Origin of the sequence: Solirubrobacter deserti (genome assembly GCF_027587175.1) — a bacterium.
Classification (GTDB): Bacteria; Actinomycetota; Thermoleophilia; order Solirubrobacterales; family Solirubrobacteraceae; genus Solirubrobacter; species Solirubrobacter deserti.
The window spans coordinates 15,732-40,739 of sequence record NZ_JAPCID010000064.1 but is presented as its reverse complement, the minus strand read 5'-3'; the positions used below and the strand labels follow the sequence as shown (position 1 = coordinate 40,739).

Below are 25,008 nucleotides of genomic sequence, written 5' to 3'. Positions count from 1 at the left end.
CCCCCCCAGAGCCCCCCATCCCCCCCGGCGGCGCGGCGGCGGCCTCGCCCCGTTCCCCCGCGGCGGTGCCTTCCCCCGCGGCGGTCGCGGTCACTCGCCAGCCGTCCTCGTCGGGCTCGATCGTGAACGCGGCGAGGCGGTCGGCGGCGGCGAGCACGCGGGCGGCGGCGGCCCAGCCGGCCCCGCCGATGCGCGTCCACGGCGCCTCGTCGGCCGCGACCGTCACGGTCGCGTCCCGGCCAGCGCCCTCGAGCTCGGCGCGCAGCGTGTCGTCGATCCGCTCCGGCGCGCCCGTGGAGCCCGCGGCGAGCACCGTCGCGACCTCGCGGGCCGCGGTCATGCGGCGCTGCGCCTCCTGGCTCGTGCGGCGCAGCTCGGCCGCGACCTCGGCGGACTCGTCGGCGAACACGCCGGTCAGCGCGCCTTCCGCGACCGTCCCGAGCGTCATCACGTCCGTCCGCAGGCGGTGGGTGAGGCGTTCGATCAGGTCGGCGTCGAGCGCGGCCAGCGCCCGCGCGTGGCGCTCCCAGGCCGCGGCGGTCCGGCGCGCGACCTCGACCTCGAGCCACGCGCGCGCGCCCGCGACATCGGCGGGAGCGTGCGGCGCCAGCAGCCAGCCGGCGGCCGCCCCGCAGCGCGCCTCGATCATCCACGCCGCGGCCGGCTCGGCCTCGACGTGGCGCTCCATCACGTCCCCGCCGGCACACCGCACCGCGACGTGGCCGAAGCGGTCGTAGCGCAGCTCGAACGCCGTCAGGCCGAACACACGCGTTCCAGCGCGGCGACCGCGTCGGCCGGGTCCGTCTTGGCCGCGACGGCGTCGACCAGCCCGCGCACCGCGGCGGTGTCCTCGGTCGCGGTGTACAGGATCAGCGGCGTCTCCCCCGCCCGGTCGCGGAACGCGCGCACGAGCTCCGTCCCGCTCGCGTCCGGCAGGTTGAGGTCCAGCAGCACGGCATCGAAGCCACCTTCGAGCAGCCGCAGACCCTCGGCGGCCGTCGTGGCGCCGGCGGCCACCTCGAAGCGCCCGTCGCGCTTGAAGTAGAGCTTGAGCGCGAGCGCCACCGCCGGGTGGTCGTCGACGACGAGGACCCGCTTCATCTACAGCGACGAGCCGTCGTTCTCGTCGAGCCAGCGCTTCGCGAAGAAGCGCGCGATCACGACGAACAACGCGGTCACGAGACAGACGAAGCCGACCCCCGCGAGGACGACCAACAGTTCCATACCGCTCAGGCTACAGGTAGCTCATCGGGTTGACCGGGTTGCCTCCGACCCGCGTCTCGAAGTGCAGGTGCGCGCCGGTCGAGTTGCCCGTGTTGCCGACGTAGCCGATGACTTCGCCCTTGGAGACGTTCGCGCCCAGCGAGGTGCCGTAGCGCGACTGGTGCGCGTAGCAGGTGGACAGCGCGCCGCCGTGCTGGATGCAGGTGTAGTTGCCGTAGCCGCCGGTCCAGCCCATCAACACGACCTTGCCCGACAGCGCGGCGCGGATCGGCGTGCCCTCGGGCGCCCCGATGTCGATGCCGGCGTGCAGGCGGCCCCAGCGCTGGCCGAACGGGGACGTGAACGCGCCGTTGGTCGGCCAGATCATCTCGCCCGAGCCCTGGCGGACGGGGCCGGCATCCACCGAGGAGAAGCCGGCCAGGCGGGCGCGGACCTTCGCCTCCTGCTTTTGCAGGGAGACGAGGTGGCCCTGCAGCTCCTTGCGGTCCGCGCGGGTGGACACGAGCGACTGGCGCTTGTCGGAGCGGACGGACTCGTACTGCTGGCGCCGGTCGACAAGCCGGTTCTTGATCGCGAGGACCTCGAGCCGGCGCTGGGACACGATCTTGGTCACCTTGCGCTGGCGGGCCTCGAAGCGGTCCAGCCGCGCCTCGGCGGCCGTGGCCTCGGCCTTGGCCTTGCGCACGCGGTCCAGGATGCGGGCGTCCTGCTCGGACACGCGCTGCATGAACTCCGTGCGCTGGAGCAGGTCCTCGAATCCGTTGGACTCGAGCACCACGGTGACGACGTCCGGCTCGTCGGCCTTGTACAGGTACAGCAGCCGCTGGCTCAGCGCCGCGCGCGACTCGGCCAGCCGTGCGCGCAGGCGCGTGATCCGCGCCCGCTCCTTGCGCAGGTCGTCCTGGATGCGGTCCAGCTCGGCGCGCTTGGCCGCGAGATCGGCCTCGATCCTGACCTGGCGTTCCTGGAGCGTCGTGATGTCGCCCTGCAGCACGTCGATGCGCTGCGAGTAGCGCTCGATCGTCGAGGTCAAAGTGCGCTCACGCCGCTTCTTGGCCTCGATCTGCCGCTCCTTCTTTGCGATCTTCTCCTGCAGGCTCTGCCCGCTCGACGGCATCGGGAGGAACAACCAGACGGCGAACGGCACCAGGACGATCGCCAGCAGTAGGCGCGACTTAGACATGCGGCGGGCAATCCTAGGAGGCGACTACCAGGGGTTTTGCAGGTTTACGTGCGGTCGTGGACCAGCAGCGCCCACGACAGCGCGACGAACGCGCCGCCGGAGAGGAACGTGCGGACGAGATTCCACGCCACCCAGCGGCCTTCCTGGAAGCGCTCCCGGATGGCGGTGAAGTCGCTGCCCGTGGCGGCCTTGAGCGCGTCGTTGAGCGGGACGTTGACCACCATCGTGATCACGAACACCACGCCGTAGGCGACGAGCGCGGCCACGGCGAACGGGAACGCGTCCTCCCCCAGGTTCACCAGCGTCGCGGCGACGGTGAAGACCAGCGCGCCCAGGAACGCCGTCAGCATGAACCACGGGTTGATGATCGCGCGGTCCATGGCGGCGAAGGCGGTGACGAAGGTCCGGTCGTCGGTGGTCTTCAGGCCAGGCATGATCGAGTGGGCGTAGAGCGCGAAGGCGCCGGTGATCAAACCCATGGTGAGCGTCGCCGCGAGCAACGAGACCGCACGTAACGTGTTCATAACCGGAACTCAACCGGTCTCCGGCGAGCGCGTGAATAGCCCAGGCGCGCTCATCCATACGTGAGCGTCCACGATCTCCATCCGCAATGGTGACCTGGTCCAAAACGGTCCGGATACCGGTGGACCGTGGGTCCCAGATGGGTTGCACATCCGCGCCGGGCGCAAGAAGCTAGGCCCGGCAAACATCCCTGAGGAGGGGTCATGCGGTCACGTGGGATGGCAGCGGCGAGCTGCCTGACGTTGGTGCTGGCGCTGGGGGTCGCCGCCTGCGGAGGCGACGATCCGGAGACCGAAGGGCCATCCGGGAGCGCGCCCCAGGCCGAGGGCAAGACGCTCAAGATCTACTCCTCCGTACCGCTGCAGGGCGCGTCGCGCGTGCAGAGCGAGGCGCTGGTCAACGGCGCCAAGCTCGCACTCGAGCAGGTGGGCGGCAAGGTCGGCCCGCACACGGTCACCTACGAGTCGCTCGACGACTCGACCGCGCAGGCCGGCTCGTGGACGCCGGAGGCCGAGTCCGCCAACGCGCTCAAGGCCTCGCAGGACGACACGACCGCCGTCTACATCGGCACGCTCAACTCGGGCGCCGCGAAGATCTCGATCCCGATCCTCAACGAGGCCGGCATCCCGATGATCTCGCCCGCCAACACGTACGTGGGCCTGACCACGAACGACCCGGGCTCCGAGCCGGGCGAGCCGGACAAGTACTACCCGACCGGGAAGCGCACCTACACGCGCATCGTCCCGAAGGACACGATCCAGGCCGCGGCGCTCGTGACGCTGATGAAGACCGAGGGCTGCACCAAGGTCGCGATGACCAACGACAAGGAGGTCTACGGCGCCGGCCTCGCGCGCGTGGTCGAGCTCTCGGCCAAGGAGCAGGGCCTGACGCTGACCGCCAACGACGCGATCGACAAGAACGCGTCCAACTACCGCTCGCTCGCGCAGAAGGCCAAGCAGGCGGGCGCGGACTGCTTCCTCTACAGCGGCATCACGGCCAACAACGCCGTGCAGCAGTTCAAGGACTTCGCGTCCGCGCTCGGGCCGGACGCCAAGCTCTACGGCCCGGACGGCGTCGCCGAGACCGGCTTCGTGTCCGAGAAGGACGGGGGCATCCCGGCCGGCCTGAACAAGCAGGTCAAGGTCACGATCGCCACCCTCTCCCCCGACCAGTACCCGCCGGACGGCCAGCAGTTCTTCAAGGACTTCACGGCCAAGTACGGCGTCGACAACCCGGACCCGTACGCGATCTACGGCTACGAGGCGATGAAGCTCGCGCTGGACGCGATCGAGCGCTCCGGCACCGCCGAGCGTGACGCGATCACCAAGGCGCTGTTCGAGACCAAGGACCGCACATCCGTGCTCGGCACCTACTCGATCGACGAGAACGGCGACACGACGCTCACCGACTACGGCGTCTACGCCGTCAAGGACGGCGAGCTCGTGTTCGACCAGACGATCAAGGCCGCGGCGAACTAGGCGACGCGGATCGAGAAGGCCGCGCTGTACTGCGTGTGCAGCGCGGCCGTTCCGGTCACGAGCGCGTTCGTCGGCGCGGTCATCGGCTCGAACGCGATCAGCGGGTCCTGCGGCGGCGCGAACACCTGCGCGTACGGGAACCCGTCCTCGAAGGCGAGCTCGATCCGGCGGCCGCCGCCCTCGAGCGCGAACGGCGCAGAGGGCGCCGTGTAGGCGTCGTCAAACGCGCGGTCGCCGAGCGGGCCGGCGGGGACATGGGTCGCGCTGCGCTCGCCGGTCGGGAGCATGTTGTCGTCCAGCGCGAGCTGTTCCGTGACGGGGATCTCGACGTGCCAGTCGGCTCGCTCGACGTTCGGCAGCGTCAGGTACGGGTGCCAGCCGAACGCGATCGGGACCTCCCCGCGCACGATCGTCACGATCCGCAGCATGGTCTCGTCGAGCGTGACGTCGAGCTCCAGCGTGTGCGGGAACGGGAACGTCTCCAGCAGCGCGGGGTGGGCAGCGAAGTCGAAGCGCGCGGTGAGGCTCGTCGCGGTGGCCTCCGCCTCCCAGCCCGGATGCGCGCCGAGCAGGCCGTGCATCGGCAGGCCACTGCCGTCGAGCCGGATCGGCGTGCGCTCCGGGTCGATGTCGACGGTGCGGCCCGCGACCTCGAACCGGCGCGCGGACAACCGGTTCGCCCACGGATACAGCAGCGGGATGCCCATCGTCTTGCGCTCGGCGCGGTAGGCCTCCAGGCCGCCGCGCTGGCCGAGCACCTCCTCGCCGCGGTGCTTGAGCGAAGCGCCGATCATCCCCGCCTCGGGGAAGAACGTCGCCTCGAGGTCGCCGCTGGCGAGCGTGACGGACACGCCGCGAGATTGGCACAAAGTCGTTGCGAGTGCGTCTTGTTCCGTGTGCGGCCGTCGGGCGACCATCCGTTCATGACGAATACGTGGCGGGTTGTCGACGTGGCGGTGGAAACCCAGCAAGCGAGTGGCGGAGCGGGCGGCGCGGCAGCGCGGGGTGGTGACGAACGCCGAGTTGCGCGAGTGCGGCGTGACCTATCGAGAGACGCGCGATGGGTGAAGGACGGGCACCTGCACGAGAAGCATCGCGGTGTCTACGCGGTCGGGCACCGCGAGCTCACGGTCGAAGGGCGGTGGCTGGCGGCGGTGAAGGCGTGCGGCGAAGACGCGGCACTGAGCCACTATGCCGCGGCGGCACTGTGGGGCCTCGTGGAGTGGGACGGCCGGCGGATCGACGTGACCGCGCCGACGCGGCGCGAGCAACAGGGCATCAGCACGCACAGGACGACCAGGCCCGACCGCGTGCTCCCTCACAACATCCCGGTCACGTCCGTGCTGCGCACGCTGGACGCCCTCGCCTCGGTGCTGCCGTTCAAGCCGTTCCGCCGCGCGGTGCGAAACGCGTTCAACCATGACCTGATCACCACCGCCGAGACCGCGCGGGCGCGGTCGAAGGCACTGCGGCAGATCGCCGCCGACATCGTGCCCACGGAGTCCGTCCTCGAGGACCACGTGCATGACCTGATCCGCGCAGCGGGCTTCGAGGAACCGCTCGTCAACGTCCCGCTCGGCGACTACCGCCCCGACTTCCGCTGGCCGCAGCGCGCACTCATCGTCGAGGCCGACGGAGCCGGAACGCACGACAACGTCTGCACGACACGCAGCGCCGGCATCGTCGGCCACACGGCCGCGACGATCACCGCACCATGATGAAGCTCACTTCGCTCTCATCGTGGTGAAGGTTCGGTGACCGGCCGTCTGAACTTCGTCGGCGCGTTCCTGTCGATCTCGGTCGCGGCGACGATCGCCGAGGGCATCGTCGAGCAGGACCAGATCGCGTTGCCGATCATCTTCGCCGGCCTGCTCGGCGCAATCGGGTTCAACCTCACCACGTGGTACCTGGGGCTGCCCTCCTCGTCGAGCCACGCGCTGATCGGCGGCATGGTGGGCGCGATGCTGGCGGCGGTCGGGACGGGCGGCGTCAAGTGGTCCGGGATCGTGGAGAAGGTGCTCATCCCGGGCGTGTTCGCGGTGCTGATCGCGGGCGCGGTGGCGGTGATCGGCACGAAGGTCGCCTACCTGTTCCTGCGCAACGTCGGCAGCGACACGGCCACGCGCGGCTACCGGCTCGGGCAGATCGGCTCGGCGTCGCTGGTCTCGCTCGGCCACGGCACCAACGACGCGCAGAAGTCGATGGGCATCATCGTGCTCGCCCTCGCCGCCAACGGGAACCTCTCCGCGGGCAACTTCACGGTGCCGCTGTGGGTGAAGATCGGCTGCGCCACGGCGATCGCGCTCGGCACGTTCATGGGCGGCTGGCGCATCATCGGCACGCTCGGCAAGAAGGTGGCGGGCGACATCACGCCGCCACAGGGCTTCTCTGCGGAGGCGTCGGGCGCGACGCTGATCCTCGGCTCCTCCTACTTCGGCTACCCGCTGTCCACGACGCAGGTCGTCTCGGGCGCGGTCGTCGGCTCGGGCATCGGACGCGGTGGGAGCGAGACAACTGGGGCATCGCCGGTCGCATGGGTATCGCGTGGGTCCTCACCATCCCCGGCGCGGGAGCGGTCGCCGCCGGCGCCTACGGGCTCGTCTCGTTGCTCGGCGACACGGCCGGACCGATCGTGATCGGCGCGCTCGCGCTGACGGGATCGGTGGCGCTGTTCCTCAAGACGCGCCGCGAGGACGCCACCGACACCGAGCTCACCGACCTCAAGGGCTCCCCGGCCCCGGTGGCGGCATGATCTTCGCGGAGCTGATCGCCTGGGGTGACCTCGGCAAGGTCGTGCTCGTCGGGCTCGCGGGCGGCGTCGGCCTGGTCGTCACCTGGGGCCTGCTGCTGCTCGGCCTCGAACGGACGCAGGAAGTCCGGTCGGGCGCCCGCTCCGGCGGGCTCGCCGCCTATGGCGCGATCGCGCTGGTGGGCGGCCTCTGCACCCTCGCGCTGCTGGTGCTCGGGCTATGGGCGTTGACGCAGAAATGAACGCGCGCGTCCTGCGCCGTCTGCACGAGGTGTACGAGCGCGAGCGCGCGCTGGTCCCGGAGATCCAGGCGCAGCTCGCGGCCGCGCCGCCCGGCGGCTACCGGGACCAGCTCCAGGAGCACCTCGACGAGACGCGGGCGCACATCCGGACGCTCGCTCACCGGCTGGACGAGCTCGGCTACCGCAGCGGGTCGCTGCTCACCGGCCTCGTCTCGCTCGTGCAGGGAACCGTGGCGCAGGCGAACGCGCGCCGCCTCACCCCGCTCGATCTGCTGCGCCCGCGCGACCCGGCCGAGCGGATCCTCCAGCGCGCGCGGCACGCGGCCGCCGCCCACGCGGCGAACATCGCCGACTACCGGGCGCTGGACCGCATCGCCCAGACCGCGGGCGACACCACCACGCAGGCGCTGGCCGCGCGGCTCGGCGCCCAGGAGCAGCACCGCTTCGACGCGATCATCGCCGAGATCCCGACGCTGACCGACGCGCTGCCGTAACAGGAGGCGCGGCGACGGTGCTGGCGGCCTGAGCCGTCGCAGCGGCCGCGTCGAGGAGGTGGTATCACTCGTCTCGGGCCGTGGCTCGGGAGGCCGCGGGAGAGGAGAGACGCGCTATGTCCGCCGTTCGTCGCATGGTGCTCGCAAGCCTGTTCGCCGCGCTGCTGGCCGGCACCGCCCAGGCTCACGACCGTGGCCTGGACGGGCACCCGAGCCTGCGTAACGCCGTCACGGACCAGACCTTCTACTTCGTGATGGCGGACCGCTTCGCGAACGGGTCGACGGAGAACGACCACGGCGGCCTGCCGCCGGGCAAGGACGCCGGGCAGTCGGGCTTCGATCCCACCGGCAAGGGCTGGTACCACGGCGGTGACCTGCGTGGGCTGCTCGGCAAGCTCGACTACGTCCAGGGCCTGGGCGCGACCGCGATCTGGCTCACGCCGTCGTTCAAGAACAAGGCGGTGCAGCCGGAGGACAACTCGGCCGGCTACCACGGCTACTGGATCACGGACTTCACGCAGATCGACCCGCACCTCGGCTCCAACGAGGACCTGCGCGCGCTCGTCGACGCCGCGCACCGCCGCGGCATCAAGGTCTACTTCGACATCATCACCAACCACACGGCGGACGTCATCAAGTACGTCGAAGGCGCCCGGATGCCGTACCGCTCGAAGGATCAGGCGCCGTACCGGACCGCGTCCGGCGCGCCGTTCGACGACCGCGACCACGCGGGCACGAGCTTCTTCCCGCCGCTGTCGGCCACGACCAGCTTCCCGTTCCGGCCGTTCGTGCCGGAGGCCGAGCGGACCGTCAAGGTGCCCGCGTGGCTGAACGACGTGACGCTCTACCACAACCGCGGGGACACGACGTTCGTCGGCGAGAACTCGCTCTACGGCGACTTCTTCGGCCTCGACGACCTGTTCACCGAGCACCCGCGCGTGGTGGACGGGATGGTCGAGATCTACAAGACGTGGATCCGCGAGTTCCGCATCGACGGCTTCCGGATGGACACGATGAAGCACGTCAACGACGAGTTCTGGCAGACGTTCGCGCCCACGATCGAGCGCTACGCACGCTCGCAGGGCATCCGCGACTTCTACATGTTCGGCGAGGTGGCCGAGGACAACAGCCGGCCGATCCTGTCGCACTTCACGACCCACGACCGCGTGCAGGGCGTGCTCGACTTCGCGTTCCAGACGGCCGCGATGCGCTTCGCCGCCAACTCGGTGGGGACGGACGACCTGCGCAACCTGTTCGTCGACGACGACTGGTTCACCGACGGCGACTCCAACGTCTACAACCTGCCGACGTTCCTGGGCAACCACGACCGCGGGCGGGTCGGCATGTTCGTGCGGGACGCCAACCCGGGAGCGACCGAGGCCGAGCTGCTGCAGCGTGACCGGCTCGCGCACGCGCTGATGTACTTCTCCCGTGGGAACCCGGTCGTCTACTACGGCGACGAGCAGGGCTTCACCGGCGCGGGCGGCGACCAGGACTCGCGTCAGGACATGTTCCCCTCGCAGTCGCCGCAGTACAACAACGCCGCGGATCCGATCGCTGGGGACGACGGGGCGGGCAAGAACGACAACCTCGGCTCCGACGAGACGCCGATGGACGACAACTTCGACCCCGGGCATCCGCTGTACCGCGAGCTGGTGCGGCTGGCCGAGCTCACCCGCCGCCACCCGGCGCTGCGCAACGGCACCCAGCAGCACCGGTACTCCTCGCCCGCGGCCGGCGTCTACGCCTTCAGCCGCTTCCACGACCGCGAGTACGTCGTGGCGCTCAACAACGCCGAGACGGCAGCGAGCGCCGCGATCCCGACGTTCATGGCGCGCGGCGACTGGGAGCGGGTGTACGGCGACGGGCCGAAGTGGGCCCGCAGCGGGCGCGACGCCCGGCTGACGCTGACCGTCCCGCCGCTCTCCGCCGTGGTGTACCGGGCGCGTGACCGGATCGAGCGCAGCCGCCGGGCACCCAACGTGTGGCTGACGGCGCCCGCGAGCGGCTCGGACCGGTTGGAGGTGCGCGCGAACGTCGCCGGCAGCTCCGCCTACCACGTCACCTTCTTCGCGCGGGTCGGGCACCGCTGGGTGGATATCGGCACCGACGACAACGCGCCGTACCGCGTCTTCCACGACGTGGCCGACCTCGCCCCCGGCACGCGGGTGAAGTACCGGGCGGTGGTGCTCGACAACGCCCGCCACGAGCGGCGGAGCCAGACCGTGCGGTCGACCGTCGCGCCGCCCACGATCACGCTGGAGGCGCCGACCGAGGGCCAGCGCGTGCGCGGGACGGTCGAGGTCCGCGCGACCGCGGTGCCCGAGCACGCGCACCACGTCGTCGCGTTCGAGCGCTCGGTGGACGGCGGCCCGTTCACCCGCATCGGCAGCGACGACTCGTCGCCGGTCCACACGGCGTTCGACGACACGTCGAGCCTGCCGGACGGCGCGCGCGTGACCTACCGCGCCGTGCTCACCTACGCGCCCGGACGCACCGTCACGAGCGCCGCGCGCAGCGCGACGATCGTGCAGGCGCGCGTGGAGACCGCCGTCATCCACTACAAGGGCGATCTGGCCAAGTGGGGACTGCACCTGTTCGGCGACGGCCTGCCGGACAGCGAGAAGCCCGAGTGGACGAACCCGTTCCCGTTCGACGAGGCCGATCAGTACGGCGGGCTGCGCCGGATCGAGATCAGCGACGACACCAAGCCGGTCGGCTTCGTCGTCCACGGCCGCCCGCCGACCGACCCGAACGTCAAGGACACGGCCAACGACCGCTTCTTCACCCCGCTCGCGACGCCCGAGATCTGGCTCCGCGAGGGCGACGCGCGCATCTACACGTGTGCCGCGGCGAACGACACGTGCGTGGCGAGGTGATCAGCCGAGCAGGAAGCGGCCGGAGAAGGCGAGGCGCTCGACCGGCGGCGCCTCGACCGGCTCGCCGTCGAGCGTGACCGCGGACGTCCGCGGGTCGACGCGGACGTCGCCGCGGCGGTCGTTGTGGAGCATGTCGGCGGCGGTCAGGTCGCGGCAGCCCTCGACGCGGGCGCGCTCGCGGACGGTCGGGAGCTCGGCGTCCATCGCGCAGCCGGCCAGGAACGCGAGCGAGGTGCGGGCGGGCGCGCCGCCGATCCCGCCGACCTGCGGCTGGACGCGCACGGGCTCGGCCAACATCGTGGTCGCGTTGCCGTCGCCGGACGCGCCCCACGCGGCCATCCCGGCCTTGAGCACCAGCTCCGGCCGCACGCCGAACAGTGTGGGCTGCCAGAGCACGGCGTCCGCGAGCCGGCCCGGGGTGAGCGCGCCGACGTGGCCTGCGAGCCCGTGCGTGAGCGCCGGGTTGATCGTGACCTTCGCGATGTGGCGCAACACGCGCGCGTTGTCGTGCGCGCCCTCGCCGCCGCGGACGACCTTCATCCAATCCGCGTTCTGGAACGCGCGGCGGACGACCTCGCCCGCACGGCCCATGCCCTGCGAGTCCGAGGACATCATGTGGATGACGCCGAGGTCGTGCAGGACGCCCTCGGCGGCCATCGTGCGGGCGCGGACGCGCAGGTCGAGGATCGCGAGGTCGCCGCTGCGCCTGCCCGGTTGCAGCAGGTGCACGGCCTCGACCATCGCGCGGCCCTCGGCCTCGGTGCCCGCGCCGAACGGCAGCCCCGGGTTGGTGGAGGACGTGAGCACGCGCTCGCGGCCCGCGAGCGCGAGCAGGTCGGGCGCGTGGCCGCCGCCGCAGCCCTCGATGTGAAAGGCGTGGATCGTCCGGCCGCCGAACGCGCGGTAGGTGTCCTCGACCGACAGCGCCTCGTTGAGCCCGTCGGTGTGGATGGCGAGCTGGACGTCCTCGGCGTCGCAGACGTCGAGCGCCGTCCGGATCTGCTCCGGCCCGGCGGCGACGTCCTCGTGGATCTTCAGCCCGGCGCCGCCCGCGCGCAGCGAGTGCAGGATCGGGTCCTGGCGGGCGGAGGAGCCGCGCACGAGCAGGGCGGCATTGAGCGGGTAGGCGTCGAGCGCGGCCCAGGCGGCGTGCAGCAGCTCGGGTGGGTTGCAGCCGAGGTTCCAGACCGGGCCGGGGTCCTGGATGACGAGCGTCGTGAGCCCGCCCGCGAGCGCGGCGTTCGCGACCTGCGGCGAGAGCCAGTGCACGTGCGTGTCGATGCCGCCGGGCGTGACGATCAGCCCGCTCGCGTCGTGGACGGCGGTCGCGGTGTCGAGCACCACGTCGATGCCGTCCTCGGTGTCCGGGTTGCCGGCCCGGCCGACGCTCACGATCCGGCCCCCGCTCACGCCCAGGCTGGCGAACCGCACCCCAAGCACGGGGTCGATCACGAGACCGCCCGTGATCGCGACCTCCACCCCGCCGCGCTCGGCGCGCGCGGACAGCCCGTCGCGCATCGTGCCGCCCCATCCGGGGACGATCGCGTCCGGCTCGCCCTCGGGCTCGAGCCACAGGTCGCTGTCGGCCAGCCGCACGCGCTCAGGCACCGCGGTACCCCCGTTCCCGCGCGAGCTGGAGCGCCGCGTCCCGCGCGCCCGGGTCGTCCAGCGGCCCGTCCACCAGGCCGCCGTGGCCGCGGACGACGCGCGCGCCGGCGATCGGGACGAGCCGCACGGTGAGCGGCTCGCCCGGGTTGAACACGACCTTGGCGCCGGGGGCGATCGCGAGCCGGTGGCCGTAGGCGGCGGCGCGGTCGAAGCGCAGGACGCGGTTGGTCTCGAAGAAGTGGAAGTGCGAGGTGACGCCGACCGGCACCTCGCCCTCGTTGACGACCTCGAGCGCCAAGCCCTCCGCCAGCCACTCCGGCTCCACCGCCACGGGCTCCGGCGGCGCGCCGCGGCGGATCGGGTCGTGCAAGACGACGAGCCGGTGCCCGTCCTCGAACAGCGGCTCGACCTCCACGCGCGGGATCGCATCGGCCACGCCGTCGAGCACGTCGGCCGGCCCGAGCACCGTGTAGCCGAACGCCTCGACGTCGGCGTAGGAGCGCCCGTCGCGCGCGGCCTCGCACACCTCGTCGGCGATCAGCGCCACCGCCTCGGCCTGCGTGAGCTCCAGCCCGCGCGCGCGGCGCTTGCGAGCCAGCTCGGCGGCCAGGTACAGCAGCAACCGGCTCTCTTCGCTGGGCAGCAGATGCATCTAGGCCGCCGGTTGTTGTTGCGTGATGCAGTGGATGCCGCCGCCGCGGGCGAACAGCGGGCGCGCGTCGACGAGCTCGACGCGCCGGCCCGGGTAGGCGTCGGCCATGATCGCGGCGGCGCGCGCGTCGGCCTCCGGCTCCCCGAAGCCGCACAGGATCACGCCGCCGTTGACGACGTAGTGGTTGATGTAGCTGTAGTCCACCGGCCCGTGCTCGTCGTGGGTGGCGCGCGGCGCGGGGACCTCGACCACCGTCAGTCCTGCCTCGCGCAGCAGCTCGACGATCGTGCGCGAGACGTCATGGTCGGGATGTTCCGGGTCGTCCTGGCGGTGCGCGAGCACGGTGCCGGGCGCGCAGAACGTCGCGACGATGTCCACGTGGCCGCGCGTGCCGAACTCGTCGTAGTCGCGCGTGAGGCCGCGCTCGAGCCAGATGATGCGCTCGGCCCCGAGCGTGCGCCGCAGCTCCGCCTCCACCCGGGCCTGATCCCAGTCCGGATTGCGCCCGGGATCGAGCTGCACCGTGCGGGTGACGAGCACGGTGCCCTCGCCGTCGACGTGGATGCCGCCGCCCTCGTTGACGAGCGGGGAGCTGACGACGGGCACGCCGGCCTGCTCGGCCACGAAGCGGGCGACGTTGGCGTCCTTGTCCCACTGCGCCCACTGCTGCCCACCCCAGCCGTTGAACACCCAGTCGACCGCGGCCGGCGCGTTGCCGTCGAGGACGAACGTCGGCCCGATGTCGCGCATCCAGGCGTCGTTGAGCGGCGCCTCGACAACCTCGACGCGGGGATCGAGGGAGCGCGCGGCCTCGTCGGTCGCATCCGGGTCGACGACCATCGACACCGGCTCGAACTCGACGACCGCGCGCGCGACCGCCGCCCACGTGGCGCGAGCCTCGTCCGGCTGCTCGCCGAGCGTGTAGCCGGACGACGGCCACGCCATCCAGGTGCGCTGGTGGGGCGCCCACTCGGGCGGCATGCGGTACTCGGGCACCGGCGGAGCGTAGTGCAGCGGGCGTCCGCCGCCGTGTCAGGTGTGGAGGGCGGCCGCCAGGACGGGGCGCAGGTCGGGTGGGGCGTCTGCGATCGCCTGACGCAGCACGCCCTGTCCGCCATGGGCGGCCGGTTCGCCCTCGTCGACGAGCCCGAGGAGGAGGCGGACAAGCCCGTCGAGATCGGGGACAGTGGACGTCTCGCGGCCAACGTCGATATCGACAGTCATAGACACCGGCGGGCCCGCCTCCGGGCGCGCGAGCAGCTCGCCGCGCAGCGCCTCGAAGGCGCGCGCCGCGTGCGGCGCGGACTCGTAGGCGAGCGCCAGCGCCGGCAACCACCCGCGTGTCCACTCGCGATGCATGTACGGCCGGACGATCGTGGCTAACGCCTCACGGACCGCGGCGTCCGAGGGCGCACGGCCGCCGGTGGCCAAGTCGACGATGACCTCGCCGCGACGGAGCTCCGGCGGTGCCAACACGCCCGTCTCCCTCGCAGCGGCGAGGTGCCGGCGCGCGCGGGCCGGGTCACCGAGCATCAACGCACAATCTGAGGCCATCCGGTGCCGGACGGGCTCGGTGCTCGCCTCCTCCAGGACCGCTTCGTACAACGGCCGCGCGCGCTCCATGCCGTAGGCAATCGCCGTGCACTGGGCGACGAGCTCTCGCGCCCAGCGCGAATCCGGGCTCATCTGGTCTGCGAGCAGCTCGCGCAGGCGGGCGTGGTCGCCACGGTGCAGAGCGTCGGCGGCGCGCACGGTCGCCGCCCAGGAGGGGTCCCCCACCGAGTCGATCACCTGCTCGCTGCGCTCGTCCAGCACGCCGTACCAGTTCATGCGCATGACCACGTACGTTTCCTGCAGCCACGGGTCGGCTTCGGCCTCGGCGAGCGCGCGCGCCGCGAGCGTGCACGCGGGTCCGGAGAGCGCGGCCGTGTCGCATCCCCACGCGAGATGCGCCGCGCGGTACGGATCGCCGGCGTCGTACAACGCCGCCGCCAGCAGCCACGGCAACGGCGCCCATCGCTCCGGCACCGGCTTGATGTCCGTCGCGGCACGCCGCGCGAGCAGCAGTCCGCGCATGTACCCCGACTCGACGCACTGACTTGGGGCCACACGGAGCCCGTCGGACCCGATCCGGTCCAACGCCGCGAGCCCGTTGGCGACGGCCCGGTCGAGGGCCGTCTCCGGGGCACTGAAGGATTCGCTCCACCACGCTTCGGCGAGCCGGATCAGCCCGCCCACGGAGGGCCGCAACCGCTGCGCGGCCTCCTGAGCAGCCAGTGCCCCGCTGAGGTCCTCGCTCTCGGAGGCGAAGAACTGCGCTCTTTCGTAGAGGTCAGCCGCCTGCTCGACGCGATCCACGGAGCGTTGCGCCTCGGCTGCGAGCTCCGCCGCCGCGGCGTTCTGGAGCGCGGACGTGTCCGCGAGCGGCAGGTCCGCTGGGCTCAGCATGAGCAACCCGTCAGTGCGGTTGCAGGCCGCTGACACCTCGAGCGTCACGTAGCGGAACCGGCCGTCGGTTCGGACGTGCTGCTGGAGCCGCCAGTACCGCGAACGCTCCGGCGTGGCTTCGAGGCCGTCGAGCGCGTGATGGAGCAGGTCGCGAGCGCTGCTGAGGTCCCGCCCGAGCTCGAACTCGACCTGGGCGCGCAGCAGCAGCGCCTCGGGCTGCGACGGATCCAGCCGAGCGGCGACGCTCGCCGACCGTTCGGCCTGAGTGAGCGCGTCGGTGGCTTGATCGTGCGCGACGGCAACCCGAAGCCAGATCACCGTCTCAGCCATCGCGGTGTCGATCATGCCGCCCTCCCGCCGCGTGCACGCCAGGGCTTCCTCCAAGCGTCCGCCGCCGTACAGCGCGAGCGCGCGGGCCGCCGCGACGCCCGGCACGTCGTCGTCGAGCCCGGCCAGCGCGTCGAGCGCGGCGTCGAAGCCGCCGTCGTCAATTGCCGTCAGCGCGTCCGCGACCGCGCGGGCCGCATCCGCCGTGCCGCCCGTGTCCGGCGCGGCGTCGAACAGGCGTCCCGCCTTGTGGGCGTCACCGCGCAGCATCAGGATGTGGCCCGCCAGCATCAGCAGCACGGAGCCGCCGTCCAGCGTGAGCGCCCGTTCGACGAGCCGGTCGATCGTGGCGTCGTCGATCTGCGTGACCGCTCGCCGCACACTGCCGCCGCGGAGCAGATCGAGCGCAAACTCGGCCGGTTCCTCCGCTTCGTCCGGTGGAGCGGCGAGCGCGGCGGCGAACGCCTGGCCGAACGCGGCGTCGGGGCGGCGGTTCGCGCGCGCGCTCAGCAGCGCGAGGTGCCAGTGCACCTGCCAGCGGAGCGTGTCCTCGCCGGGGTCCTCGAGCGCCCGGCCGAGCTCGGCGATGGCGTCGTCGAGACGGCCTTCCTGGTCCGCGAGGGCCAGCGCGAGCTCGACACGCGCGGCGCGCACGCTGAGTCGAGCGCTCACGGTTTGACCTCACGTCGCAGCGGGCCCGCCCGGCCCACGGTCCTGCGACCAGCGGTTCGCGGCTCGGACTCGAACTCCGGCTCGGGCTCGGCCTGCGCGTTGGCGTCCTCGATCACGTAGTAGCCGGGGACCCCGAAGGTTCGGCGCGACTCCTCGCCCACGCGGCTCGCGACGCGGTCCTTGGCGTAGTAGACCGCGTAGTCGAGCCGCTTGCCCTGGGTGACCGCGTCCATCAGCAGCAGCGTGAAAGTGTCCTTGCCGAGCGGGGGCACGAGCCGGGCGTGCGCGGCCGAGTGGCAGACGAAGATGACCGGTCCGAGCCCCGCCCGGGCCAACTCGCCCGCCACCTCGTTCGTGGCGCGGTAGGAGTCCGTGGACGGCCGCGCCGCGAAGGCGCTGAAGAAGATCAGGTCGAACTTGAGGTTGCGGCGCCGCAACTGGACGATCAGGTCCTGCACGCGCCGCCAGTCGGGGGCGTCTTCGCGCTCGGGCCAGAACGCCACCTCCACGCCGCCGGGCCGGCGTCGGACGGGCAGGCACATCAACAGCAGCTTCGGCCGTTGCGCGCCGAGGGAATCCAGGACGCGTCCCCACTGCGCGTCCTCCGCGCGCGCGTCGAAGACGACGTTCAGCCCGACCATCTGCGTCAAGCCGTCCGCGACCCGACCCGCGGCATCCCCGAGCTGACCGCGTTGCGAGTTGACCAGGCCGACGGCGACCGGGCTCTTGATCTCCGACGGCGGGGTCCCGACGATCACCCGCTCCACCAGCAACCCCGGCTGCAGCGCCATGGGCTGCGGTTCGGGGCGGATGTCGTCGTCGTAGCCCGGATCTGGCTGGTGATACAGGTACTCCCACGGATACCGCTGCATTCCACTCTCGTCCCGACCGTCGCCGAAGTGCAGCCGCAGCTTCAACAGGCTGCGGCTGGCCTCGGTCTCGTCGAGCGCGCGGATCCGCTCCTGCACGCCCGGCGGAAGCGCTCGCTCGAAGAGCGTGCTGCCGACGCAGTTCCAGGCGCGCCGGACCGCTCGCTGAGCCCACCGGTCGCTGTCGTAGTCAGGCACACGCACGACCGCGTCCGCGAGCTGGCTCATCCGCCGGACCGCCGACCACTGGTGGTCGTCGCGTCCCGACAGATCGATTGATTCCGGCTCGCCGGCGCTCGATTGAGCGACGACGGAGGCACGGTCGAACCGCAGCGTGATGGGGTCGATCCTCGGCTCCTCGTAGTCCACGAGCTCAGGACGGGAGACGCGGCTCGGGATCTCGCGTTTCGCCAGCGGCAGGGACCCCTGACTCCTGACGTTGCGCTGTGGGAGCGGGTCCAGCCGCGGCTGATGCTCGAGCAGCCGCGTGTAGACGGTCTCGAGCGTGACCATGCCATCGTCGGGACGGCCGGGTACCTCGGGGTCGAGGAGGATCGAGGCGAGCGCCGCTGTGAACGGGCTCGGCTCGTTGACGTCCTGGGAGTCCTTGGCGGGCTGGTTGCCGCCGCTGGCGAGGACGCCCGTTCCGGCGCCGAGCGAGTCGCTGATCTCGAGCGTGGCGCTCTTGTACGCGCCCGCGTAGCAGCAGTCAAGCACCACCACCGTGGAGCGCGCGCGGTTGCGGACCTGCAGCCACTCACGCAGCTTCGCGGTGTCGAACCCGCGATAGGACTCCTGCTGGCTCGGCGTGTCGACGCCGCAGAGCGCCAACCGTCCCTCCTCGATTCGCGCGCCGTGGCCCGAGTAGTAGAGGACCATGTGATCGTCGGGGCCGTTGTGATCGATGAACTCGGCGATCGACGTCTGCAACTCGTTCCAGGTGGCGTTGCAGAGGACCTGAATCTCTTCGCACAGTCCGAACTTCGGGTCCTCGAGCGCCTCCTGCATCAACCGCACGTCATGGCGCGGCCCGTTCAACGGGGCGTACACGCCGGTCGGGTCCGCGTACTCCCAGTTCCCGATGATGAGCGCGCGGTGCGGCACGCGGCCTCACTCGCCGTTGAGCGTGTTTGCGACGACCGCTTCGAGCACCGCGTCGTCGACGTTCTCGGCGTCGATCGACAGCTTGCCCGAGCGGCTGGGCGCACCGTCCTGCTCGACCTCGTACTCGACATCCAGAGAGCGATGCTGGGGGCGCTTGTTGAGCCACGCCTTGAAGACCTCGGTGGCGGCCGTCAATGCGCCGCTGGATGCCAGTGGGATCACGATGTCCGTGATCACGCCCTTGTCCGAGGGTCCCGGACGGAGCTCAGCGTGATTCGGCAGCTCGCGGGCGAGCTCCCGCTCGACCTCGCCCGCTTCTTCACGGGCACGATCGTCGTCCTCAGCGAAGAACCTGCTCCGAGGCTTGACGTGGAGTCGAATGGTGCCCGTCTCGGGCGCGCCGGACATGCCGTACCTCCCTCTCGACGATCCGCTGGATGCGGATGAGGCCATCCTCTCCGCGCTCGAGGCTGTTTGTCAAGACTTCGCGTTTGATACAGAGATCCGGAGCGACAGTTGCGTCTCAGCGGCGCGGCTCCCAGCGGAAGCAGCGCCTGCTGACCTCGTAGCCGATCCCGGTCCACACGATCAGGCCCGCGGCGGGCGCGACGACGCTGCCGCCCTGCTCCCAGCCCTGGCGGACGAGGTCGGCGAGCCCGCCGCCGGGCGTCAGGTGCATCACCGTCGTGACCGCGTCGGCGGTGACCGACAGCGCCCACGCGGCGCTCGTGATCGCGGCCAGGAAGACCGGCGCGACGGTCACCTGGGCGAGCTCGGCGCTGGCCGTGAACGCGGCGGTCGCGAGCGCGAGCGAGGCCGACATCACGCTGCCGAGCACGTACGCGGGCACGAGCGTCAGCGGCCGCTCGGGTAGCGGCGCGCCGAACGCGACCGCGCACGCCAGCAGGAGCACCGACTGCGCCCCGGCCAGGACCAGCAACGGCAGCAGGAGCCCGGCGAGGATCTGCGGGTCGCTCAGCTCGCCGCTGCGCAGCCGCTTGAGCACGAGCTGGCGGCGACGGGCGGCGAGCGAGGTCGTCGCCGTGGCGTAGACGCAGAACAGCATCACGAACACGAACTGCATCGCGACCACCCCGCCCCAGCTGCCGTCCTCCCCGTCGGCGGCGATCATCGCGCCGAGGGCGAGCGGGAGCAGCAGCGCCGTGGCGAGCACGAGCTTGTTGCGGCCGAGGATGCGGACTTCGGACAGGGCGAGGGCGAGCACGCGGTTCATGCGATCACTCCGAGAAAGGCGTCTTCGAGCGTGCCGCCGCGGGCGTGCAGGCGCTCGAGGGTCAGGTCGTGGGTGTCCGCCCAGTTCAGGAGGCGGCGGAGGTCGCGCTGCAGGTGGTGGGTCTCGAGGACGAGCTCGCCGAGGCGGCCGTGCGTCCGGAGCGCGGCGAGATCGTCGGGGAGCGGGTGCGGCGGCGCACGGAAGGAGATCCGCGCGGGGAGCGCGGCGGAAACGTCGCCGAGCGAGCCGGCGCGGACGATCCGGCCGTCGCGCAGGATCGCCACGCGGTGCGCGAGCGCCTCCGCCTCCTCCAGGTAGTGGGTGGTGAGCAGGATTGTCGTGCCGGCGTCCACGAGCTCGCCGATCAGCTGCCAGGTACGGCGGCGCGACTCGGGGTCCAGACCCGTGGTGGGCTCGTCCAGGACGAGCAGGTCAGGGCTGCCGTGGATGGCGAGCGCGACCTCCAGCCGGCGTCGCTCGCCGCCGCTGAGCTGCTCCACGGCCACGTCGGCGCGGGCGGTCAGGTCGAGCCGCTCGAGGTCGTGGGCGACGTCGCCGGCGCGGCTGCCGAGCCGCGCCCACAGCTCGGCCGTCTCGCGCACGGTCAGCTCCCCCGCGAACCCGCCGTCCTGCAGCATCACCCCGGTCCGGCGGCGCACGGCCCGGCGCTCGGCGCGCGGGTCGTGCCCGAACACGCGGACGCGGCCACCCGCGGGCGCGTGGTGGCCCTCCAGCGCTTCCAGCGTGGTCGTCTTGCCCGCGCCGTTGGCGCCGAGCAGCGCGAACACCTCGCCCCGCTCGACGCTGAAGTCGACGCCGTCGACGGCGGTGTGGGCGCCGTAGGTGCAGCGCAGGTCGGTCACTTCGATCACGGCCATGTCCAGCAGCCTGCCTGCGCGGGCGGGTCCTCGTTAGTGCCCGGTTGTCACCGGATGTCATGCGCTTGTCATCCCGCGCGCGAGCTAGGTTGCCCGGGATGGACCGGACCGAGAACGGCCTGCAGTGGATGCGGCGGCTGACCCAGTGGACGCTCGCGAGCGTCGCGGGCCTCGTCGTGCTGATCCCGGCCGCCGATCTGTTCGCGCGTGACGACCTCGAGCCCTGGGCCGTGTCCGCCGCGTTCGTGGCGCTGGCGTTCGTGGGCTACGTGCAGACGCGGCTGCTGCTGGGCGGGATGGCGGGCCTGGACGCGGCACGGCGGTCGCTGCCGGTGGTGCTGGCCGCCGCGGCGGTCGCGCTCGTGCTGTGGGCCGCGCTGGTCGACGAGACGCGCTGGATGTGGGTGCTGCCGTTCTCCGGCGTCGTGTGCGGGGTGACGTTCGGCGCCGGGCCGCGCGGGCGCTGGCTGGTGATCGTGGCCGGGCTGGCGGCCGCGTTCGCGGTCGGCTGGGCCGCGACGGGAACGCCGGACGCGGGGCTCAGCGGCGTGTTCGTGCTGGCCTCGTTCGCCCTGGCCTGCCTCGCGCAGGTGTGGGTGTGGGACGTGACGCTGCGGCTCGACCAGGCGCGCGAGCAGGCCGGCGAGGTCGCCGTGCTGCGCGAGCGACTGCGCTTCGCGGGCGACCTGCACGACATCCAGGGCCACCAGCTGCAGGCCATCGCGTTGAAGGCGCAGCTCGCCTCGCGGCTGATCGGGCGCGACGACGATGCCGCGCGCCGGCACGCCGACGACGCGCACGCGCTGGCGCTGCAGGCGCTCAGTGAGACGCGCGAGCTCGTCCAGGGCTACCGGCGTGTAGGCCTGGCGACCGAGCTGGCCAACGCCGTCGGCATCCTGAAGGCGGCGGGCGTCGACGCCGAGGTCGAGGGCGCGCCCGAGACCGTCCCGGTCGCGCTGCAGCCGCTGTTCGGGTCGCTGGTGCGCGAGGGCGCCACGAACCTGCTCCGCCACACCCGCGCCGAACGCTGTGAGATCGCGGTCGAGCGCGACGGCGACGACGTGGTCGTGCGCGTGATCGACGACGGCGTCGCCCGCGTGGTCGTGCCCGACGGCGACGGGACGGGCGTCGCGGGCCTGCGCGAGCGCTTCGCGGCGGTCGGCGGCCGCGTGGAGGCGGCGCCGCTCGCGCCGCGTGGCTTCGAGCTCTGCGGCCGCGCGCCGCACCGGCCGTGATCCGGCTGCTGCTCGCCGACGACGAGGATCTCCTGCGCGAGGCGCTCGCCACGCTGCTCGAGCTCGAGCCGGACTTCACGGTCGTGGCGCAGGCCGGGAACGGGCGAGCGGCGGTCGAGCTCGCCGCCCAGCACGAGCCGGACCTGGTCGTGCTCGACCTCGAGATGCCCGAGCTCGACGGCGTGTCGGCCACGGAGGCGATCCTCGCGCGGCGGGCGGTCCCGGTCGTGCTGCTCACGCGGCACGCGCGGCCCGGCGTGCTGCGGCGCGCGCTCACGGCCGGCGCCCGCGCCTTCGTGCCCAAGACGACGCCCGCCGACCGGCTCGCGCGGATCCTGCGCGACGTGCACGGCGGTGGCCGCTATGTGGACTCCGAGATCGCGGCCACCGCGCTCACCGAGGGCACGTGTCCACTCAGCGAGCGCGAGCTCGACCTGCTGCGCCACGTCCACGCCGGGCGCAGCGCGAGCGCCATCGCCGAGGTCGCGCACCTCGCCCCGGGGACGGTGCGCAACTACCTGTCCTCGGCGATGGCCAAGCTCAACGCGCCGACCCGCGCCGAAGCGGCGCGGATCGCCTACGAGGAGGGCTGGATCTAGACCCGGCTGTCCAGCACCGCCCACGGGTCGCCGAAGCCGTTGCTGACGGCCACCAGGTCGCGCACCAGCTCGAACGACGCACCCGGCGCGAGCGTGATCTGTCGCTGGGACTGGATCCAGTTGCCGTTGCCGTACGCCGTGAAGCCGGCCTGCGCGTAGACGAGCCCGTACGTCTGGCCGTCGGTGCCGGTCATGCCGATCCACGGCTTGGACGGCGGGTAGAACGCCTGCTCGGCGTACGGGGTCGCGATCGTGCCGTGCCCGGCGACGCCGCTGCGCTGGCCCGTGCCGTCGTGGTCCATGGCGTCGCCGAGCCAGAACGTGAGCGCGGTGGCCGTCGTGTTGGTGAACACGGACGCGATCCGGACGAAGTCGCGGTCGGCCTCCAGCGTGTACGTCGTGACGACGCTGATCCCCGTCGGGTTGCTCGCCGTCCCGGTCGCGCGCACGACGCCCGGCGAGACCACCTCGACCGTCGTGTTGCGCACCGTGCGCATCTGCCAGGCCTCCGGGCCGGTCGGCTGCGCGACCGACGTGTACGGCAGGTTGATCCAGTCGAGCTGGTCGACGTGGCCGACCGCGGCCAGGTCAAGCGGCTTGCCACGCGTGGTCGGGGTCAGCTGACCGTCCTCGAACGTGAGCGAGAGCCCGAGCGCGAGCTTGGCGTTCTCCAGCACCAGGTCCGTCGCGCGGGCCTCGGCCCGGGCGCCCGGCAGCAGCCGCCCGCTCGCCGCGCGCAAGCCGACCGGCGTGAGCGCGAAGTCGAGCTTCGCGATCGAAGCGCCCGTGACCGTCGCCGGCTTGGTCGCCACCTCGTAGCCGACGCCGTTCGCGGTCACCGAGTAGCTGCCGGGTGCGACGAACAGGCTGAACTCGCCGTCGGCGTCGGTCGGGCGCTCCACCACGAGCGCCCCGCTCGCGTTGCGCACCTCGATCTCGACGTTGCGCAGCGGCGCGCCGCCCGTGCCGGTGACCTTGCCCGCCAACCCGGTGCCCGCGTCCAGCCGGCGCGCGCCCGGGGTGCCCGCCGCCACGTCGAACGCGGCCAGCGTGTAGGCCGGCGACGCCGCGTTGTTCGGCGCGGTGACGATCCGCAGCGTCGTCTCCCAGCGGTCGCGGTCGACCTCGCACTTGACGTAGCCTCGGTAGCCGCCCTCGTAGAACTTCACGTGCGGGTTCGCGTCCAGGCCCTCGCGCACCGCCGCGTCCCAGCCGATCCCGGACGAGATCGACGTGCCCGCGAACTCGGTGGCGACCAGCCGGTCGTCGAGCTCGACGTCGTTGACCCAGTTGGAGTGCCAGTCGCCGGCGAGGATCACCGGGTTCGACACGCGCTCGCCCTCGAGCGTGCGCAGGATCCGCTCGCGCGCTGCGGGGTAGCCGTCCCACTGGTCGAGGTTGTAGACCTCGCCCGGCCCGAGGTCGTAGTCGAACGGGGCCATGATCGTCTGCTGGGCGATCACGTTCCAGCGCGCCTTTGACTGCTTGAGCCCGCGGAGCAGCCACTGCTCCTGCTCGGGGCCGGTCATCGTGCGGGCGGGATCGTAGACCTCGTCGCAGGGGGCGCGCATCCCGTCGCCGCATGCTTGGTCGGAGCGGTACTGGCGCGTGTCCAGCACGCTGAACTCGGCCAGCCGGCCCCACTGGAAGCGCTTGTAGAGGTACAGGTGCTCGTCGCGCGGCAGCGACTGGTAGCGCAGCGGCAGGTACTCGTAGTAGGCCTTGTAGGCGTTCGCGCGCCGCTCCAGGTGCGGGCGCGCGTCGTTGGCCGTGCCCGGGACCTCGCCGGCGTAGTTGTTGGAGACCTCGTGGTCGTCCCACGTGGTGATGAACGGGAACTTGCGGTGCGCCTCGCGCAGCTCGGCCGAGGACTTGTAGAGCGCGTGCAGGCGCCGGAACTCCGCCAGGCTGCCGGTCGCGGTCTCGTAGATGTAGTCGCCCAGGTGCAGGACGAAGTCCAGGTCCTGCTCGGCCATGTCGCGGTAGGCCGGGTAGGCGCCGCCGACCCAGTTCTGGCAGGACGCGAACGCGAACCGCAGCGGCTCGTTCGCCGCGTTGGCGGGCGGCAGCGTGCGCGTGCGCCCGATCACGCTCTCCTGGCCGCCGGTGTTGAACCGGTACCAGTACCAGCGGCCCGCCTTCAGCCCGTCGACCTGCGCGTGCACCGTGAGGTCCCACGCCGGATCGGCGTAGTACGTGTCGCGCTTGACGACCTTCGTGAACGCCTCGTTCTCGGACACCTCCCAGCGCACCGGCACGAAGGCCATCGCGCCGGGGTCGACCCGCGTCCACAGCATCACCCCGGTCGCCGACGGATCGCCCGATGCGACCCCCAGGCTGAACGGCGCCGGGTCCAGCGCCGCCGAAGCGGCCCCGGGCGCGACCCACTGTGGCAACTGACCCAGCGCGGCCGCTCCGGCCGCGCCACCGGCGAGCTTCAGGAAGTGCCGGCGATCGAATCCCCGCTCTCTCATGGCGGGGATGAGAGCGGCGCCGAACCCTCGAGAGGTAGCCAGGGTGTTACGCGCAGTCGCTGTCACGAACCGCTGCGGTGGCCGGTCTCAGTCGACGACCCGTCCGAAAGGCAGCACCGATGAACCGCGATAATGCC

General features: G+C 72.1%; 23 protein-coding genes and 1 pseudogene. 9 read left to right on the top strand and 15 right to left on the bottom strand.

Annotated elements, in window-relative coordinates; translation table 11 throughout:
* The 5 genes and pseudogenes from OJ962_RS29915 to OJ962_RS29895 form a co-directional block, all read right to left on the bottom strand.
* Positions 1-766, bottom strand: a pseudogene (locus OJ962_RS29915) (hypothetical protein); the annotation flags it as partial.
* Positions 754-1,101, bottom strand: a complete 348-nt coding sequence (locus tag OJ962_RS29910) for a response regulator (protein WP_202953235.1) — start codon at positions 1,099-1,101, stop codon at positions 754-756. The gene OJ962_RS29910 and the pseudogene OJ962_RS29915, both read right to left, overlap by 13 nt.
* On the bottom strand, positions 1,102-1,224 hold the full coding sequence (locus OJ962_RS29905; protein WP_255525664.1) for a hypothetical protein: 123 nt from the start codon (positions 1,222-1,224) through the stop codon (positions 1,102-1,104).
* Between the two features lie 10 nt (positions 1,225-1,234).
* On the bottom strand, positions 1,235-2,407 hold the full coding sequence (locus OJ962_RS29900; RefSeq protein ID WP_202953236.1) for a murein hydrolase activator EnvC family protein: 1,173 nt from the start codon (positions 2,405-2,407) through the stop codon (positions 1,235-1,237).
* 44 nt (positions 2,408-2,451) lie between these two features.
* The gene (locus tag OJ962_RS29895) at positions 2,452-2,931 is read right to left on the bottom strand and encodes an anthrone oxygenase family protein (RefSeq protein WP_202953237.1); all 480 of its coding nucleotides are present in this window, start codon (positions 2,929-2,931) and stop codon (positions 2,452-2,454) included.
* A gap of 201 nt (positions 2,932-3,132) precedes the next feature.
* On the opposite strand from OJ962_RS29895, the gene OJ962_RS29890 reads away from it, so the two are divergent.
* Complete coding sequence (locus tag OJ962_RS29890; protein ID WP_202953238.1) at positions 3,133-4,407, top strand: branched-chain amino acid ABC transporter substrate-binding protein; 1,275 nt, start codon at positions 3,133-3,135, stop codon at positions 4,405-4,407.
* Here OJ962_RS29890 and OJ962_RS29885 read toward each other — a convergent pair.
* Entirely contained in the window at positions 4,404-5,201 is a 798-nt protein-coding gene (locus OJ962_RS29885; protein ID WP_238931304.1) for an aldose 1-epimerase, read from the bottom strand. The two genes, OJ962_RS29890 and OJ962_RS29885, sit on opposite strands and share 4 nt — an antisense overlap.
* Before the next feature lie 270 nt (positions 5,202-5,471).
* Between OJ962_RS29885 and OJ962_RS29880 the strand changes: the two genes are divergently transcribed.
* From OJ962_RS29880 to OJ962_RS29855, 6 genes are all read left to right on the top strand, one after another.
* Positions 5,472-6,125 carry a hypothetical protein gene (locus tag OJ962_RS29880; RefSeq protein WP_202953240.1) on the top strand — a complete coding sequence of 218 codons (654 nt, stop codon included), beginning with the start codon at positions 5,472-5,474 and terminating at the stop codon, positions 6,123-6,125.
* Between the two features lie 36 nt (positions 6,126-6,161).
* Positions 6,162-7,043, top strand: coding sequence for an inorganic phosphate transporter (locus OJ962_RS29875; protein ID WP_202953241.1), 882 nt, complete (start codon positions 6,162-6,164; stop codon positions 7,041-7,043).
* Positions 7,013-7,159: a hypothetical protein gene (locus OJ962_RS29870; protein ID WP_202953242.1), complete on the top strand. Its 147-nt coding sequence runs from the start codon at positions 7,013-7,015 to the stop codon at positions 7,157-7,159. The genes OJ962_RS29875 and OJ962_RS29870 overlap by 31 nt, the downstream gene beginning before the upstream one ends.
* Positions 7,156-7,398 carry a hypothetical protein gene (locus OJ962_RS29865; protein ID WP_202953243.1) on the top strand — a complete coding sequence of 81 codons (243 nt, stop codon included), beginning with the start codon at positions 7,156-7,158 and terminating at the stop codon, positions 7,396-7,398. Before OJ962_RS29870 ends, OJ962_RS29865 begins: the two co-directional genes overlap by 4 nt.
* A complete protein-coding gene (locus tag OJ962_RS29860; protein ID WP_202953244.1) occupies positions 7,395-7,892 on the top strand; it encodes a hypothetical protein in 498 nt (165 codons plus the stop codon). The genes OJ962_RS29865 and OJ962_RS29860 overlap by 4 nt, the downstream gene beginning before the upstream one ends.
* 116 nt (positions 7,893-8,008) lie before the next feature.
* Positions 8,009-10,771: an alpha-amylase family glycosyl hydrolase gene (locus OJ962_RS29855; protein ID WP_202953245.1), complete on the top strand. Its 2,763-nt coding sequence runs from the start codon at positions 8,009-8,011 to the stop codon at positions 10,769-10,771.
* On the opposite strand, the gene OJ962_RS29850 is transcribed toward OJ962_RS29855, so the two are convergent.
* The 8 genes from OJ962_RS29850 to OJ962_RS29815 all read right to left on the bottom strand — a co-directional run bounded on the left by OJ962_RS29850 (position 10,772) and on the right by OJ962_RS29815 (position 20,563).
* Positions 10,772-12,379, bottom strand: coding sequence for an urease subunit alpha (locus tag OJ962_RS29850; RefSeq protein ID WP_202953246.1), 1,608 nt, complete (start codon positions 12,377-12,379; stop codon positions 10,772-10,774).
* Positions 12,372-13,031 (bottom strand): urease subunit gamma, encoded by a 660-nt coding sequence (gene ureA, locus OJ962_RS29845; RefSeq protein WP_202953247.1) that lies wholly within the window; start codon positions 13,029-13,031, stop codon positions 12,372-12,374. Before ureA ends, OJ962_RS29850 begins: the two co-directional genes overlap by 8 nt.
* A complete protein-coding gene (locus OJ962_RS29840; protein WP_255525766.1) occupies positions 13,032-14,012 on the bottom strand; it encodes an agmatine deiminase family protein in 981 nt (326 codons plus the stop codon). It lies immediately after the preceding gene.
* Positions 14,013-14,063: 51 nt separating this feature from the next.
* Positions 14,064-16,478: a hypothetical protein gene (locus OJ962_RS29835; RefSeq protein ID WP_202953249.1), complete on the bottom strand. Its 2,415-nt coding sequence runs from the start codon at positions 16,476-16,478 to the stop codon at positions 14,064-14,066.
* Complete coding sequence (locus tag OJ962_RS29830; protein WP_202953250.1) at positions 16,475-18,451, bottom strand: caspase family protein; 1,977 nt, start codon at positions 18,449-18,451, stop codon at positions 16,475-16,477. Before OJ962_RS29830 ends, OJ962_RS29835 begins: the two co-directional genes overlap by 4 nt.
* Before the next feature lie 6 nt (positions 18,452-18,457).
* A complete protein-coding gene (locus OJ962_RS29825; RefSeq protein ID WP_270006801.1) occupies positions 18,458-18,688 on the bottom strand; it encodes a hypothetical protein in 231 nt (76 codons plus the stop codon).
* A 286-nt stretch (positions 18,689-18,974) separates the two neighbouring features.
* Positions 18,975-19,685, bottom strand: coding sequence for an ABC transporter permease (locus tag OJ962_RS29820; protein ID WP_202953252.1), 711 nt, complete (start codon positions 19,683-19,685; stop codon positions 18,975-18,977).
* Complete coding sequence (locus OJ962_RS29815) at positions 19,682-20,563, bottom strand: ABC transporter ATP-binding protein (RefSeq protein ID WP_202953253.1); 882 nt, start codon at positions 20,561-20,563, stop codon at positions 19,682-19,684. The genes OJ962_RS29820 and OJ962_RS29815 overlap by 4 nt, the downstream gene beginning before the upstream one ends.
* Before the next feature lie 98 nt (positions 20,564-20,661).
* On the opposite strand from OJ962_RS29815, the gene OJ962_RS29810 reads away from it, so the two are divergent.
* Positions 20,662-21,798: a sensor histidine kinase gene (locus tag OJ962_RS29810; RefSeq protein ID WP_202953254.1), complete on the top strand. Its 1,137-nt coding sequence runs from the start codon at positions 20,662-20,664 to the stop codon at positions 21,796-21,798.
* The gene (locus tag OJ962_RS29805) at positions 21,795-22,397 is read left to right on the top strand and encodes a response regulator (protein ID WP_202953255.1); all 603 of its coding nucleotides are present in this window, start codon (positions 21,795-21,797) and stop codon (positions 22,395-22,397) included. Before OJ962_RS29810 ends, OJ962_RS29805 begins: the two co-directional genes overlap by 4 nt.
* Here OJ962_RS29805 and OJ962_RS29800 read toward each other — a convergent pair.
* Entirely contained in the window at positions 22,394-24,871 is a 2,478-nt protein-coding gene (locus tag OJ962_RS29800; RefSeq protein WP_202953256.1) for an alkaline phosphatase D family protein, read from the bottom strand. The genes OJ962_RS29805 and OJ962_RS29800 overlap by 4 nt on opposite strands.
* Positions 24,872-25,008 lie beyond the last annotated feature (137 nt).

Excerpts from the sequence above, each read along its gene's own strand:
- OJ962_RS29820 (WP_202953252.1), bottom strand. The coding sequence starts at position 19,685 with ATGAACCGCGTGCTCGCCCTCGCCCTGTCCGAAGTCCGCATCCTCGGC.
- OJ962_RS29885 (WP_238931304.1), bottom strand. The coding sequence starts at position 5,201 with ATGATCGGCGCTTCGCTCAAGCACCGCGGCGAGGAGGTGCTCGGCCAG.
- OJ962_RS29855 (WP_202953245.1), top strand. The coding sequence starts at position 8,009 with ATGTCCGCCGTTCGTCGCATGGTGCTCGCAAGCCTGTTCGCCGCGCTG.
- OJ962_RS29865 (WP_202953243.1), top strand. The coding sequence starts at position 7,156 with ATGATCTTCGCGGAGCTGATCGCCTGGGGTGACCTCGGCAAGGTCGTG.
- OJ962_RS29815 (WP_202953253.1), bottom strand. The coding sequence starts at position 20,563 with ATGGCCGTGATCGAAGTGACCGACCTGCGCTGCACCTACGGCGCCCAC.
- OJ962_RS29890 (WP_202953238.1), top strand. The coding sequence starts at position 3,133 with ATGCGGTCACGTGGGATGGCAGCGGCGAGCTGCCTGACGTTGGTGCTG.
- OJ962_RS29840 (WP_255525766.1), bottom strand. The coding sequence starts at position 14,012 with ATGCCGCCCGAGTGGGCGCCCCACCAGCGCACCTGGATGGCGTGGCCG.
- OJ962_RS29905 (WP_255525664.1), bottom strand. The coding sequence starts at position 1,224 with ATGGAACTGTTGGTCGTCCTCGCGGGGGTCGGCTTCGTCTGTCTCGTG.
- OJ962_RS29910 (WP_202953235.1), bottom strand. The coding sequence starts at position 1,101 with ATGAAGCGGGTCCTCGTCGTCGACGACCACCCGGCGGTGGCGCTCGCG.
- OJ962_RS29800 (WP_202953256.1), bottom strand. The coding sequence starts at position 24,871 with ATGAGAGAGCGGGGATTCGATCGCCGGCACTTCCTGAAGCTCGCCGGT.
- OJ962_RS29900 (WP_202953236.1), bottom strand. The coding sequence starts at position 2,407 with ATGTCTAAGTCGCGCCTACTGCTGGCGATCGTCCTGGTGCCGTTCGCC.
- OJ962_RS29860 (WP_202953244.1), top strand. The coding sequence starts at position 7,395 with ATGAACGCGCGCGTCCTGCGCCGTCTGCACGAGGTGTACGAGCGCGAG.
- OJ962_RS29895 (WP_202953237.1), bottom strand. The coding sequence starts at position 2,931 with ATGAACACGTTACGTGCGGTCTCGTTGCTCGCGGCGACGCTCACCATG.
- ureA (WP_202953247.1), bottom strand. The coding sequence starts at position 13,031 with ATGCATCTGCTGCCCAGCGAAGAGAGCCGGTTGCTGCTGTACCTGGCC.
- OJ962_RS29810 (WP_202953254.1), top strand. The coding sequence starts at position 20,662 with ATGGACCGGACCGAGAACGGCCTGCAGTGGATGCGGCGGCTGACCCAG.